Annotated in this window: 14 protein-coding genes; 11 read left to right on the top strand and 3 right to left on the bottom strand. The window is 62.7% G+C overall.

Annotation, left to right across the window (positions count from 1 at the left end; translation table 11 throughout):
• The first annotated feature begins 139 nt into the window (after positions 1-139).
• Positions 140-784, top strand: coding sequence for a DUF1007 family protein (locus NKI29_RS26075; protein WP_502894645.1), 645 nt, complete (start codon positions 140-142; stop codon positions 782-784).
• A 21-nt stretch (positions 785-805) separates the two neighbouring features.
• On the top strand, positions 806-1,519 hold the full coding sequence (locus NKI29_RS26070; RefSeq protein ID WP_352452073.1) for a HoxN/HupN/NixA family nickel/cobalt transporter: 714 nt from the start codon (positions 806-808) through the stop codon (positions 1,517-1,519).
• 164 nt (positions 1,520-1,683) lie between these two features.
• Here the strand turns inward: NKI29_RS26070 and NKI29_RS26065 are convergent, their stop codons facing one another.
• The 3 genes from NKI29_RS26065 to NKI29_RS26055 are packed head-to-tail and all read right to left on the bottom strand — an operon-like array spanning position 1,684 to position 3,632.
• Positions 1,684-2,472 carry a hypothetical protein gene (locus tag NKI29_RS26065; protein ID WP_352577931.1) on the bottom strand — a complete coding sequence of 263 codons (789 nt, stop codon included), beginning with the start codon at positions 2,470-2,472 and terminating at the stop codon, positions 1,684-1,686.
• A gap of 11 nt (positions 2,473-2,483) precedes the next feature.
• A complete protein-coding gene (locus NKI29_RS26060; protein WP_352797731.1) occupies positions 2,484-3,200 on the bottom strand; it encodes a HupE/UreJ family protein in 717 nt (238 codons plus the stop codon).
• A gap of 48 nt (positions 3,201-3,248) precedes the next feature.
• Positions 3,249-3,632: a hypothetical protein gene (locus NKI29_RS26055; RefSeq protein ID WP_352797729.1), complete on the bottom strand. Its 384-nt coding sequence runs from the start codon at positions 3,630-3,632 to the stop codon at positions 3,249-3,251.
• A 106-nt stretch (positions 3,633-3,738) separates the two neighbouring features.
• On the opposite strand from NKI29_RS26055, the gene NKI29_RS26050 reads away from it, so the two are divergent.
• From NKI29_RS26050 to NKI29_RS26010, 9 genes are all read left to right on the top strand, one after another.
• A complete protein-coding gene (locus NKI29_RS26050; RefSeq protein WP_352693716.1) occupies positions 3,739-4,020 on the top strand; it encodes a metal-sensing transcriptional repressor in 282 nt (93 codons plus the stop codon).
• Positions 4,021-4,029: 9 nt separating this feature from the next.
• Positions 4,030-5,373, top strand: a complete 1,344-nt coding sequence (locus NKI29_RS26045; protein WP_352797773.1) for a cation diffusion facilitator family transporter — start codon at positions 4,030-4,032, stop codon at positions 5,371-5,373.
• Between the two features lie 60 nt (positions 5,374-5,433).
• The gene (locus NKI29_RS26040; protein ID WP_352797727.1) at positions 5,434-6,756 is read left to right on the top strand and encodes an MFS transporter; all 1,323 of its coding nucleotides are present in this window, start codon (positions 5,434-5,436) and stop codon (positions 6,754-6,756) included.
• 9 nt (positions 6,757-6,765) lie between these two features.
• On the top strand, positions 6,766-7,206 hold the full coding sequence (locus tag NKI29_RS26035) for a YqaA family protein (RefSeq protein ID WP_352623815.1): 441 nt from the start codon (positions 6,766-6,768) through the stop codon (positions 7,204-7,206).
• Positions 7,207-7,369: 163 nt separating this feature from the next.
• A complete protein-coding gene (locus tag NKI29_RS26030) occupies positions 7,370-8,932 on the top strand; it encodes an ABC transporter substrate-binding protein (protein WP_352797725.1) in 1,563 nt (520 codons plus the stop codon).
• A 28-nt stretch (positions 8,933-8,960) separates the two neighbouring features.
• The gene (locus tag NKI29_RS26025; RefSeq protein WP_352454977.1) at positions 8,961-9,902 is read left to right on the top strand and encodes an ABC transporter permease; all 942 of its coding nucleotides are present in this window, start codon (positions 8,961-8,963) and stop codon (positions 9,900-9,902) included.
• A gap of 4 nt (positions 9,903-9,906) precedes the next feature.
• On the top strand, positions 9,907-10,818 hold the full coding sequence (locus tag NKI29_RS26020) for an ABC transporter permease (protein WP_352797722.1): 912 nt from the start codon (positions 9,907-9,909) through the stop codon (positions 10,816-10,818).
• Positions 10,815-11,828 (top strand): ABC transporter ATP-binding protein, encoded by a 1,014-nt coding sequence (locus NKI29_RS26015; protein WP_352663507.1) that lies wholly within the window; start codon positions 10,815-10,817, stop codon positions 11,826-11,828. Before NKI29_RS26020 ends, NKI29_RS26015 begins: the two co-directional genes overlap by 4 nt.
• A complete protein-coding gene (locus NKI29_RS26010; RefSeq protein WP_352577925.1) occupies positions 11,821-12,804 on the top strand; it encodes an oligopeptide/dipeptide ABC transporter ATP-binding protein in 984 nt (327 codons plus the stop codon). Before NKI29_RS26015 ends, NKI29_RS26010 begins: the two co-directional genes overlap by 8 nt.
• The last annotated feature ends 25 nt before the right edge of the window (positions 12,805-12,829 follow it).

The raw sequence follows: 12,829 nt of genomic DNA, 5'->3' as shown, positions 1-12,829 counted from the left end.
CTTGGGTAGCTGCCTCCTTAAATGAAGCAACACAGCCCTGATCGATCAAGGTTGGGCTTTGGCCCGTCCCATTTCGGCCTGCTTGCAATGGCAGGTGTCCTGTCTGATGCGGAATCGACGAGCGAAATGTGAGCGAAAAATGCAACTGACAGGCATGGTATCAGGCGCGGCGCTGTTGCTCGCTTCCGCCGCGGCAGCGAACGCCCATCCGCATGTGTTTGCCGAAGCGACGCTGGACCTGACCGTCGGTCCAGACAGAACGCTCAAGTCGCTTCGGCATCTCTGGCGTTTCGACGACCTCTTTTCCAGCACTGTGCTGATGGAATTCGACAAGAATTCCGACCTTGTCCTTGATGCCAAGGAACTCGATGAAGTCGCTCTCACCGTCCATGCGTCGTTGGCCGAGTACAACTACTTTCAGATGGTGACCTTGAACGGCAAGGACGTGACGATGGCGCCACCGCCGAAGTTCAGCGTCAGCTATGAAAACGATCAACTCGTCGTCCAGTTCGAAACGCAGCCGAAGGACCCGTTGGCCCTTGCTGGAAAAGTCAGTATCGGTGTCTACGATCCGACCTTCTACACGGCAATCGATTTTACCGACGACGACAAGATTGCGGTGGCCGGTCTGCCGCAAGGCTGCTCACGTTCCGTCGTCCGTCCAGATCCGGACACGGCCATCGCGCAGAACCAGAAGAGCCTGACAGACGCGTTCTTCAGTGATCCGACGGGGACCGATCTCGGCAAGATTTTCGCGACGCGCCTCGAATTGACGTGCGGCTGACCCGGAGCCGGTTCGATGGCCATGTTCCAGACGCTGGTCGAGTTCCAACGCACGATCTACCTGGCGCTGGCCGAGCAGATCAAACTGCTTGCGGCCGGCGGCGGTTGGCTGGCGTTCACGGCCTTTCTGCCCATGGGCATTCTGTTCGGTGCGGCGCATGCGCTGACGCCGGGCCATAGCAAGGCTGTCCTGGCCACCTATCTGGCAGGATCGGACGCCAGCGTCCGGCGTGGGCTTCTGGTGTCGCTGACACTCTCCTTCACGCATGTAACGATTGCCGTGCTGATCGCGGCGCTCTCGTTGCCGTTGGTATCGATTGCCCTGGGCAGTGTTGGCCGCGCCCCGCTGCTGGAAGACGTCAGTCGGGGCCTGCTTGGCCTGATCGGCATTTGGATGCTCTGGCGCGCATTGAGCCACGGCCATCACCACAAGCATGAGGGCGAGGCCGTCGGCGTCATGGCCGGCCTGATCCCATGCCCGCTGACGCTTTTCGTGATGACCTTTGCGATATCCAGAGGCGTTCCGGTCGCCGGCATTCTTTTCGCAATCACCATGATGGCCGGCGTGGCGCTGACGCTGTCTTGCGTTGCGGTGCTGTCGATCCTGTTTCGTGAACGTCTGGTGCATTTTTTCGATAGCCGGCCACGCCTGTTCGATGCCATTTCCCGAGCCATTGAGGGCGCTGCCGGCTTGGCGCTTGCCGGCGTAGCCGTTTGGCAGATCACGTCGGGCTGAAATGCCGTGAACCAGATCGAGCGGTGGATCAAGACCCGTTTACCTGAAGGTCAGCCGTGTCTTCCTCGCGGCGCAAAGCTTCGACGTGCATCTGCGCTCGTCGGTGGAACAGACGGATAGGTGACGCCCGACGCTCGAAGTGGCGCCGGGCGACCCTGTATGCGCTAGATCATACGCTTGATGTCGATGTAGTCGCCTTCAGTCTGGATCGTCAGGGTCACGTCGCTGCCACCGCGGTTGCGCCAGAACCAACCGTGATTTCCATCGAAGGCGGCTTCAATGGCACCTTCGTCAGCTGGAACGCTGCGACCCTTTTCATAGCTGACGGACTGACCGCCGCCATCGCCGTGCGTCTCGAAGTTCACCACGCCACCGTCAGCTGTCCAGGAAAAGTTTGCCTTGGCGCCCTGCCGCATCACGAGCTTGACTTCGGCACCCTGGCCTGGCGCCAACGTGAAGGATAGCTCGTCTTGCCTTCCATCTGGCTGGATCGGGGCTTCCGAGGTTGCTTCGGTGGCAGGCGTTGTAGCAATGGCCGGAGCCTCGGCAGGAGCGATCTCTCCAACTGTCACATTGTCTTGGGATACCGCCTCCCCAGTTGGCGACGGCTGCAAAGCAGGCCGTTCGGCGGTCAGAGCGACGAGGAGGTTTTCAATTCGGTCCATGCGCGCCATCAATTCGGCCGGAGGGACCATTTGCGTCATCCGCTCGGTTGGTGCCTTCGCGCTGGCCATTTCGTCGGCTGCCGCCTCGGCTGCCAGCTGTGTCTTGATTTCGCCCATTCTGGTGAGGCCGAGCAATCTGCCTGCTCCAGTCGGGTCGATCGCATACTCGGACGGCATGACGACCGTGATGAGCAAGGCGAACGCCGTCAGCGCGGCAATGAAGGTGGAGCGCTTGAGCTGCGCTGACGTCGGCAAATCGGCGCGGCTGGGAAGGTCGGTGTTGTACATGATTCGGTTCCTTATGCGGCGACGAACAGGCCGGTGAGCTGATATCCGATCAGCAGGAAACCAGCCGTCATCATGATGACGTTTGCGGTATAGGCGTGGCGCCAGAAGCTTCGTGTCCGGCGCCAGTAGCCCATCACGATCAGGATGGCGCCAAGAGCCAAGAGCTGCCCGATCTCGACGCCGACATTGAAGGCCAAAAGGTTGGGCACCAGGCCGTCCGGCGAGATGTTGTATTCGATGATCTTCGTCGACAGGCCGAAACCATGGAAGAAGCCGAAGACCAGCGTCGCGATCTTGGTGTTCGGCTGGAAGCCGAGCCATCGCTGGAAAGAGCCCATATTGTCGAGCGCCTTGTAGACCACGGAAAGGCCGATGATCGCGTCGATGATGTAGCTGTTGATGCCGACGTTGAAGTAGACGCCAAGCAGCATGGTCGTGGAGTGGCCGAGCGCAAACAGGCTGACATAGATGCCGATATGCTTCATCCGGTAGAGGAAGAAGATTACCCCGAACAGGAACAGGATGTGGTCGTATCCGGTCACCATGTGCTTGGCGCCGAGATAGATGAAGGGCAACACGTTGATGCCCGAGATTTCCTGGATGTAGCCCTTGTCGCCGGCGGCGACGGCATGGGCAAAGGCTGCCCCGGCGAGCAGCGGCAGGGTCAGCAGAGCGATAAGCAGGGGCAGGGCGGGTCGCCAGTGGCCCCGGTCGAAGGGTTCTTGCATAAAATTTCCAATCTTCGTCGTTGAGGGTGGCCGCGCGAGCGGCCGCGATCATGCGGCGAGGAATGGTCTCGGCGGTCGCTCGAGCCGGAATGTCGTGCCCGGATCGACGGAAGTCGGCGGGTAATTCAGCCAGCCCCGTTCGACCTGTGGAACGGTCGGTGCGAAGTCGGCTGGCGTGCTCGCCGTCTCGTGCGAGTGGTCGGCCGCATTGTGCCCGTGAAAATGGCCAGCGCTCTGCTCGTCGGCAACGCCGTCATCGTGTGCGTGGTCATGATCTTCGATCTGCGCGGCGGCTCCGCCGTGACGTTCAACCGCGGTGGCAATCGCGATCGGATCGTGTGAGGTCGAATAGCCGAAAGGACGCAGCACGCCGAACATCATCGCTAAAGCGATGACCAGACAAAAAACTGTGCTGTGGATCCGATTCGGCATGAACGGCGATTATTCTCCAAAATCCTAACGAATGGTTGTTGACTGCACCGGAATCGAGGCCTCTTTGAGGCTTGTTGTATCCCCTCCAAGAGGATAGTATCAAGAGATGAGCAAGCAGCCTCATACCCACGAAACCCATCCCGATATCGTCAAGCGCCTGAAGCGGGCTGGCGGACATCTCAAGGGCGTCATCGAAATGATCGAAGCGGGCCGGCCCTGCCTCGATCTTGCCCAGCAGCTCCATGCTGTCGAGAGGGCCATCGCGCAAGCCAAGAAGACCCTGATCCAGGATCATCTCAACCATTGCCTTGAAGACGTCGTCGGGCCGCTGGCGCGCGAGCAGCGCCGCTCGATCGACGAGTTCAAGGATATCACCAAGTACCTGTGAGAGAACACCATAATGGATAAGATACGCGACTGGTTCGGCTTCGGTCCGATGACGCAGGGCTTCGGCGGCCATGGACATGATCATGGTGATGGTGATGGCGGCCATGGCCACACCCACGGCGTCATCGATCCGACGATCGCCACGACGACGCGCGGCATCTGGGCAATCAAATGGTCATTCGTCGTTCTGGCCGTCACGGCAGCGCTCCAGCTTGTGGTCGTGTTCCTCTCCGGCAGCGTGGCGCTGCTGGCCGACACCATCCACAATATCGGCGACGCGGTCACCGCCGTCCCGCTGTGGATCGCCTTCATGCTGGTCCGCCGCAAACCGAGCAAGGCGTTCACCTACGGCCTGGGCCGCGTCGAGGATCTGGCCGGGATCGTCATCGTTCTCATCATTCTTTTCAGCGCCATCGTCGCAGGCTATGAGGCGATCGACAGGCTGATCAATCCGCGTCCCATCGCATTTCTTGGCTGGGTCGCCATCGCCGGCCTCATAGGCTTCATCGGCAATGAAGCGGTCGCCGTATTTCGCATCCGCGTCGGACGAGAGATCAACAGCGCGGCGCTGATCGCGGACGGCTACCATGCCCGCACCGACGGCTTTACCAGCCTGGCGGTCGTGCTGGGCGCTATCGGCGTCTGGCTGGGCTTTCCGCTTGCCGATCCGATCATCGGACTGCTGATCACCGCGGCGATCTTCGCCATCGTCTGGCAGTCGTCGAAAGCCGTGTTGACGCGCATGCTCGATGGTGTGGAGCCCGGCATCATCGACGAAATCCATCATGCCGCCGAACATGTGTCCGGCATCGAGCGCCTTGGAAGTGTGCAGGCGCGCTGGATCGGCCATCGCCTACATGCCGACGTCGCCATCAGTGTTCCGGATGCGGCGACGGCCAAAGACGTACTGGGCGTCAGCGAAGCCCTTAAGGAGGAACTGTTCGCCCACTTGCCGGCGTTGGCGGAGGCGAATGTCCGCCTCGAAAGCTCAGCCGGTTCGACCGCCAAGCGGGGGGAAACCTCTCATGCTCATCATCATGCACCGGAGCCGTTCAAGGTCGTATGCGAGCTGGCTGCAGGGACATTGGAAATCGTCGACACACCGGCCGGCGAGCGGATGCGGCTGACCATCGATCGGCATGCCGACGATCTGGCAGCGACGGTGATCATAGACCGCCCCGGCGGGCCGGAGACGCTTCGCCTCGAACCTGTCGGCGACAACCATCACCGCCTTGAGAGCACCGTCGCCCCTGCCGAGCCGCATGAGTTCCAGGCGAGGTTGATCCTGGCCGCGAAGGGTCGCGAGCAGGTGCTGCCGTTCAAGATGGTCGAGCCGGAAGGTCACCATCACTGAGACAGGCAGGCCGTTCGCGCCAGTTCTCGACGAACCGTCATCCGCTGCAAGAAGACAAATATGCTTCAGGTCCTGGCCAATCGCACTTACCGTCATCTCTTCCTGGCCCAGGTCATCGCCCTGATCGGCACTGGCCTTGCCACCGTAGCACTCGGGCTGCTGGCCTATGATCTTGCCGGCGCCGATGCAGGCGCGGTGCTCGGCACGGCGCTCGCTATCAAGATGATCGCCTATGTCGGCGTGGCGCCTGTCGCCGCTGCGTTCGCAGAGCGCCTGCCACGCCGCACCATGTTGGTTTCGCTCGACCTCATCCGGGCAGCAGTCGCGGTGTTCCTGCCCTTCGTCACCGAAGTCTGGCAGGTATATCTTCTCATCTTCGTCCTGCAGTCGGCGTCGGCAGGCTTCACTCCGGCCTTCCAGGCCTCTATTCCTGACGTGCTGCCCGAGGAGAAGGACTACACGCGAGCCCTGTCGCTGTCGCGACTGGCCTACGACCTGGAAAGCGTCGTCAGTCCCATGCTGGCGGCGGCGCTGCTTTCCGTCATCAGCTTCCACAGCCTGTTCGCCGGTACGGTTGTCGGCTTCCTGGCGTCCGCGGCGCTGGTCGTCTCCGTGGTGCTGCCCAGCCCGCAAGCCTCGGAGCCGCGCGGCATCTATAAACGCACGACGCGCGGAATCCGCATCTATCTGGCGACGCCGCGATTGCGCGGGCTGCTGGCCCTTAACGTTGCCGTCGCGGCGGCAAGCGCGATGGTGATCGTCAACACGGTCGTCCTGGTGCAGGCGCAGTTCGGCCTCTCACAAAGCGACACGGCGCTGGCGCTCGCAGCGTTCGGCGGCGGATCGATGATTGCAGCGCTTGCCCTGCCGCGGCTGCTGGAGAACGTCCCGGACCGGGTTGCGATGCTCTCGGGCGCCGCGATCCTGGTCGCGGGCGTGCTGGTGGGACCGCTCGCCGGCAGCTACTATCTGCTGCTGCCGCTCTGGTTCGTGCTCGGGCTCGGCTATTCGCTGGCGCAGACGCCTTCGGGCCGATTGATCAGGCGTTCTGCCGATGCCGTCGACCGGCCCGCTCTGTTTGCGGCCCAATTCGCGCTTTCGCATGCCTGCTGGCTGATCACCTATCCCATTGCCGGCCGCGTCGGTGCCGCGATGGGATTGCCCTTCACCTTCATTCTGCTCGGCGTCATAGGCGCCGCGGCCCTGCTTGCCGCGATCTGGCTATGGCCGAAACACGATCCCGACGTGCTTGTACATACGCATGTCGATCTGCCTGAGGACGACCGGCACATCGGCGACGCAGTATGGTCGGAAGCGGGCTATGAGCATTCGCATGGCTACGTCGTCGACGATCGGCACCCGAAATGGCCCAAGGCAAGCTGAGAGCTCGAAATGCCTGGCGAGCTCGCCATCTATGGCGGTCTTTTCCTGACCGCGTTTGCCGCGGCGACCATTCTGCCGATGCAATCGGAAGCAGCCCTTGCGGGACTGCTCCTGACAGGAAGCCATGCTCCGGCTCTGCTCATCGCTTTCGCAGGCGCAGGCAATGTGCTCGGCTCGATCGTCAACTGGTGGCTCGGCCGGGGGATCGATCGCTTTCGCAACCGCAAATGGTTCCCGGTAAAGCCCTCCGCGTTGACACGCGCGACGCGATGGTATCAGCGCTATGGACGATGGTCGCTGCTGTTGAGCTGGCTGCCTCTCGTCGGCGATCCGCTGACGGTCGTGGCGGGGGCGCTGCGGGAGCCATTCTGGAGCTTCCTTGCGATCGTCACGATCGCGAAGGTCGGCCGCTACCTCGCGCTGACGGCGATGACGCTGAGCTGGACTTAGCGCTTGTCGAGACCCGCGCCGGCACCGCGACATTACGCAGGATGGCGCTTTCCTTTGCCAAGCGCAGCGCTGTGCGCCAACTTGGATTGGCGCCGAATATGTCTATACAAATGGGAATGCATGTGTACAATCGCTACCAATCAATCAAAAATGGGGAACTGAAATGATCACTCTCGACCGCCGCAATTTCCTTGTTTCCACCGCCGGCCTTGCCTTCGCCGCTGCGCTGCCACGCACCGCCTTTTCCGAAACCAACGACACGCTGAAGATTGCCATCGCCGCGGAGACCGGCGATCTCGACCTGCTGCAGAATGTTTCAACGCTGAGCACCTACACCATCGTCTTCGATGCGCTGATCCACTACGGCCAGAACGGCGCGCTTGAGCCGGGACTTGCCACCAAATGGACCATTGCCGACGATCAGCTTTCGATCGCTTTCGATCTGCGTGAAGGCGTGACCTTCAGCGACGGCACGCCGTTCGATTCCACCGCAGCCGAATGGAACCTCAAGCGATGGATGGGGGTGAGCGACTTCTCCTGGATTGGCGTCTCCGATGCGTACGACAGCATCGTCACCGATGGGCCGAACAAGCTGACGGTCAAGCTGAAGCGACCGGTGCCGGCCGCACTCCTCGAACTCACCATCGTCCGCCCAGTTCGTTTCCTGTCGCCCAAGGCAGTCGACAAGGATGGCAAGCAGACGGCGCCGATCGGAACCGGTCCATGGATCGTCGAAAAATACGATTCGAGCGGCACCAGCCTCGTTCGCAACGACAAATACTGGGGCGAAAAGCCGCTTTTCAGCCGCATGGAATTGAAGGTGGTTCCCGATGAACTCGCTCGTGCCAACGGCCTCCGCTCAGGCGACCTCGATGTCATCGGTGGCGACTGGGTGGCGACGCTATCGCCGCGCCGCGCCCGTGCGCTGGAAAGCGACGGCATGAAGGTTGTTGCCGAGCCGGGCACCGCGACAATGCTGCTCGGCTATTCGCCGAAGTCGAAGATCATCGCCGACAAGGCCGTTCGCGATGCCGTCTATGCATCGGTCGACCGGGCGGCGATCGCCAAGGTCCTGTTCGAGGGCTTTGCCGACCCGGCCGCCGATCTGTTCCCGGCGAACGTGCCGTCGTCGGGCAAGCGGCATGACGTGCCGGTGCATGACGTGGCGGCGGCCAAGAAGATACTTGCCGACGGGGGCTGGGCAGAGAGCGGCGGCGCCTGGACCAAGGCTGGCTCTCCTCTGACCATCGACTTTCTGGTTTCCGAAGAGTCCCTGCCGGGATCGCGGCGCATCGCCGAAATGATCCAGGGTCAATTGTCCGAGGTCGGTTTCCAGGTCCAAGTCTCCTCGGTCGACAATGCCACCATGCATGAACGGCGCCCCGCCTTCGACTATGATCTCGCTTTCTTCACCACCTATGGCGCTCCCTATGACCCTCACGGGACCCTTGGCAATGCCTTCGTCTCGACGGCAGACAGCGGGCCTGACGGCAAGATTTATGTCTCGGACGCGCTCGATGGCGTGGTCAAGGCTGCGCTTGACGCGAGTGGCGCCGAACGCGACCTGAAGATGCAGGCCCTCTACGATTGGCTGCACGACAACACCGCCATCTGTCCGCTTGTCGTCAGCCAGCGGCTGTGGGCTCACAATCCGCGCGCAGAGAACTTCTCGCTTCCGGCGACCGACTACGACTTGCCGTTCAAGGCGATCACCCTAAAGGCTTGAAGACTTCGAGTCCGAGTGAGGCCTGACGATGAAACGCACGATCCTGCGACGGATGCTGCTTGCCTGCCTTTTGATCCTGGCGGCATCCGCGCTGACATTCGCCCTGGTTGCGGCGGCTCCGGGCAATGTTGCGGCGCTGATTGCCGAGCGCGCGGCAGGTCCCGGCGCGGACGCCCAAATGATCGCCAAGATCGGCAACGAGCTCGGGCTCTACGACCCGTTGCCGATCCGCTACGGACGCTGGCTTTCCGGCGCGTTGGCCGGCGATTTCGGCATCTCACTACGAACGGGAAAGCCGATCTCGTCGGAGTTTGCCGCCCGCATCCCGATGACGGCGGCTCTGCTTGCCGGCGGCGGCGTTCTCGCCTTCATTTTGTCGATCACGCTTGGCATTGCCGGGGCCGTCAGCAATGGCGGCTTCATGGACAGGTTTCTGCACGCATTTTCGCTGATCGGCGCATCGACCCCCAACTTCTTCGTGGCGGCGCTGCTGGTGATCGTGTTTTCGGTCATGCTCGGCTGGGTGCCCACCTTCGGCACGAGCGGCTTCACCTCATGGCTTCTGCCATGGGTGACGATCGCGCTGTTCCCAGCCTCCGTTCTCAGCCGTGTCGTTCGGGTCAACCTCCAGGAAGCGATGTCGCGGCCGTTTGCGACCACTGGCTTCGCAAAAGGCTATACCAGAACGCAGGTGCTGCTGCGCGAGGCGCTGCCCAACATCGCCGTTCCGTTCCTGACGACATTCGGGGCGCAATTCACGCTGATGATCATCGGATCGATCGTGGTCGAGACGGTATTTGCATTGCGCGGCGTCGGTGCCTTTTTCATCGAGGCGATACGCTTTCGCGACTTCATCGGCATGCAGTCGGTGCTGCTGCTGTTTGTCGTCTTCTTCGTCATGGTCAATTTCATCGTCGACATGATCTGCATCGTCGCGGATCCGCGAATGCGCCGGGCGCGGGGAGCATGAGGCAATGAACATTTCTGCTATCAGGGACATCAAGGACTGGCCGTGGCTGGTGCTGCTCCCCGTAATCGGCTTTGTGCTGATCGGCATCTTCGCTCCTGCGGTCATGCCTTACGATCCGAGTGCGCAGGACTATTCGGCGACACTGGAGGGCATGAGCTGGAGCCACTGGCTCGGCACCGACTATCTCGGCCGAGACGTCTTCAGCCGCATCGTTGGTGGCGCCCGCATTTCCCTGGTGGCGATGGTCATCGTGCTTGTCGCCGCTCTGGCGATCGGCGTGACGATCGGCTCCTTCGCCGGCTATGTCGGCGGCCGTGTCGAACTCGTGCTGATCAGCATCATCGACATCGCGCTGGCGCTTCCGAGCCTGGTGATCGCGCTGGCGCTGATCGGCATTCTGGGCACCGGCTACTGGTCGATGATCACGGCGCTCACCCTGGCGTGGTGGGCGAACTATGCCCGCATGAGCCGCGCCGTCGTCACCGCCGAGCTGCAGCAGCCCTATATCGAGGCGGCCCGCGTGATGGGCGCCGGTCATCTCTGGATTTTTGCCCGCCATATCCTGCCGCATGTGCTTGCTCTCGTCGTCGTCTACGCAAGCGCCGACGCCGGCGCGCTTGTGCTGGCCATCGCGACGCTCAGCTTTCTCGGACTTGGCGTCGCGCCGCCGACACCGGAATGGGGCCAGATGCTGGTCGACGGCATGAGCTACATCGAGGAGGTGCCGCGCCTCGTCGTGCTGCCCGGCCTGGCACTGACGCTGGTCGTGGTCAGCTTCAACCTTCTGGGCGAAGCCTTCGCATTGCAAAAGGTGCCGCGGCCGGTTCGCGGCGCGACATTGCGCAAGCGCCGTAACGCGCGTGCTCGCGAAGAAGCGGAGCGCAACGCCGTCGAAACGGGAACGACTTCAGCATGAGCGACGGTCAGCCGATCTATTCGATCGAAGATTTGGTCATCGACCTCTACGCCACCACCGTTTCGGTGCGGGCGGTGGACGGGGTGTCGTTCAACGTCCGTCCCGGAGAAACGGTCGCGGTCGTCGGCGAAAGCGGTTCGGGAAAGACCGTAATGACGCTCGGTCCGCTCGGCCTGCTGCCCGAGGGCGTGACCGTGGACATGAAGGGATCGGCGCGAGCCGACGGAAGCGAACTGCTCAGCATCGGTTCCCGGCAATTGTCGGACCTGCGCGGGCGCTATTTCGGCGTGATTTTCCAGGACCCGATGAGCGCGTTGAACCCGATGCTGAAAATCGGCCCGCAGCTGGCCCGCCAGGCGCGCCGCTTCGCCGGCCTGTCGCATGAGGCCGCGCGCAAGGAAGCGGTCTCGCTTCTGGCACGCTCCGGCATTCCGGACCCTGAGGATCGCTACAACCGCTATCCGCACGAAATGTCGGGCGGCATGCTGCAGCGGGCGATGATCGCGCTGGCGCTGGCGGCCCGGCCGCGCGTGCTGATCGCAGACGAGCCGACCACGGCGCTGGACGCCACCGTCCAGGCGCAAATCCTGGAGCTCATCCGTCAGATCCAGCGCGAGGATGGCATCGCGGTCGTGCTGATCACGCACGATATCGGCGTGGTCGCTTCCGTCGCCGACCGCGTCATCGTGCTTTACGCCGGCCAAGTGGCGGAGGAGGGGACGGCGATGGATGTGCTGACCCGGCCGGTCCATCCCTATACGCGCGGGCTGCTCGCATCGGTGCCGGATTTTCGCGCCGACGAACGCGCGGCGACCCGCGAGATACCGGGCCTGCCGCCAAACCAGATCCGGCTGGAACCGGGTTGCCGGTTTGCCGAGCGCTGCGAACTGGTCGAAGCCGGTTGCCGGCAGCACCGGCCGCCGTTGCAGACGATATCCGCGTCGACGAGCCCGCACCGTGTGGCTTGCCCGGTCGTGCTGAAACGAGAGGGGATCGCCGTCCATGTCTGATGTCGCGGCGATCGAGGTCAGGGGACTAAAGGTCCATTTCGCCAACCGTTCGGGTGTCGGCGCGGTGCGGGCGGTCGATGGCATAAACCTGACGGTCGCGCGCGGCGCGTTCCACGGCATCGTCGGCGAGTCCGGCTGCGGCAAGACTACGCTGGCGCGCACCATCGTCGGTTTGCAGAAGGAGAGCGAAGGCACCGTCCTGATTGGGGGAAGGGATCGCACCGAATGGCTGAAATCGGACAGGAAGTCGTTCAGCCGCGAAGTCCAGTTCGTCTTCCAGGATCCGTTGGGGTCGATGAGCCGCCGCCAGTCCGTCTACCAGACACTGGAGGAGCCGCTGCAGATTCATCGCTTCGGTTCATCAGTCGAGCGCCGGCGCCGCATCGCCGAGCTTCTGGACCTGGTTGCGCTGCCTGAGACGGTGCTCGATCGGCTTCCACGCTCGCTTTCCGGCGGCCAGCGCCAGCGCGTTTCGATTGCGCGCGCGCTCGCGCTGAAGCCGTCCATACTGGTCTGCGATGAGCCACTTAGCGCGCTCGACGTTTCGATCCGGGCGCAGATCGTCAACCTGTTCACGTCGTTGCAGAAACAGCTTGGCCTGACCATTGTCATTGTCGCGCATGATCTGGCGATCGTGCGCGAGGTCTGCTCGAACGTGACGGTGATGTATCTCGGCCGCATCTCGGAAGCCGGCCTGACCCGCCCGCTGTTTCGCGAGCCGGCCCATCCCTACAGCCAAGCGCTGCTGTCGGCTGTTCCTTCTCCCGATCCTCGCATCGAAGCCGGGCGCCGCCGGATCATTCTCGCCGGCGATCCGCCAAGTCCCAGCGCGCCGCCTCCGGGGTGCCGGTTCAACACGCGCTGTCCGGTGGCGATCGATGTCTGCCGGGTCGAGGAACCGATGCTGCGATCGGTGCCGCATGGCGGCGTGGCAGCCTGTCATCTGGCCGATAGCGGCCGCCGCCCGGTTATCTGAAAGATGGCGTTTCTGCCCCCAACGC

The organism is Mesorhizobium sp. M0678, assembly GCF_040320505.1.
Lineage (GTDB): Bacteria > Pseudomonadota > Alphaproteobacteria > Rhizobiales > Rhizobiaceae > Mesorhizobium.
This window is presented reverse-complemented; position numbering and strand designations above follow the sequence as displayed.

Excerpts from the sequence above, each read along its gene's own strand:
- NKI29_RS26070 (WP_352452073.1), top strand. The coding sequence starts at position 806 with ATGTTCCAGACGCTGGTCGAGTTCCAACGCACGATCTACCTGGCGCTG.
- NKI29_RS26035 (WP_352623815.1), top strand. The coding sequence starts at position 6,766 with ATGCCTGGCGAGCTCGCCATCTATGGCGGTCTTTTCCTGACCGCGTTT.
- NKI29_RS26040 (WP_352797727.1), top strand. The coding sequence starts at position 5,434 with ATGCTTCAGGTCCTGGCCAATCGCACTTACCGTCATCTCTTCCTGGCC.
- NKI29_RS26075 (WP_502894645.1), top strand. The coding sequence starts at position 140 with ATGCAACTGACAGGCATGGTATCAGGCGCGGCGCTGTTGCTCGCTTCC.
- NKI29_RS26055 (WP_352797729.1), bottom strand. The coding sequence starts at position 3,632 with ATGCCGAATCGGATCCACAGCACAGTTTTTTGTCTGGTCATCGCTTTA.
- NKI29_RS26010 (WP_352577925.1), top strand. The coding sequence starts at position 11,821 with ATGTCTGATGTCGCGGCGATCGAGGTCAGGGGACTAAAGGTCCATTTC.
- NKI29_RS26025 (WP_352454977.1), top strand. The coding sequence starts at position 8,961 with ATGAAACGCACGATCCTGCGACGGATGCTGCTTGCCTGCCTTTTGATC.
- NKI29_RS26015 (WP_352663507.1), top strand. The coding sequence starts at position 10,815 with ATGAGCGACGGTCAGCCGATCTATTCGATCGAAGATTTGGTCATCGAC.
- NKI29_RS26050 (WP_352693716.1), top strand. The coding sequence starts at position 3,739 with ATGAGCAAGCAGCCTCATACCCACGAAACCCATCCCGATATCGTCAAG.
- NKI29_RS26030 (WP_352797725.1), top strand. The coding sequence starts at position 7,370 with ATGATCACTCTCGACCGCCGCAATTTCCTTGTTTCCACCGCCGGCCTT.
- NKI29_RS26065 (WP_352577931.1), bottom strand. The coding sequence starts at position 2,472 with ATGTACAACACCGACCTTCCCAGCCGCGCCGATTTGCCGACGTCAGCG.
- NKI29_RS26020 (WP_352797722.1), top strand. The coding sequence starts at position 9,907 with ATGAACATTTCTGCTATCAGGGACATCAAGGACTGGCCGTGGCTGGTG.
- NKI29_RS26060 (WP_352797731.1), bottom strand. The coding sequence starts at position 3,200 with ATGCAAGAACCCTTCGACCGGGGCCACTGGCGACCCGCCCTGCCCCTG.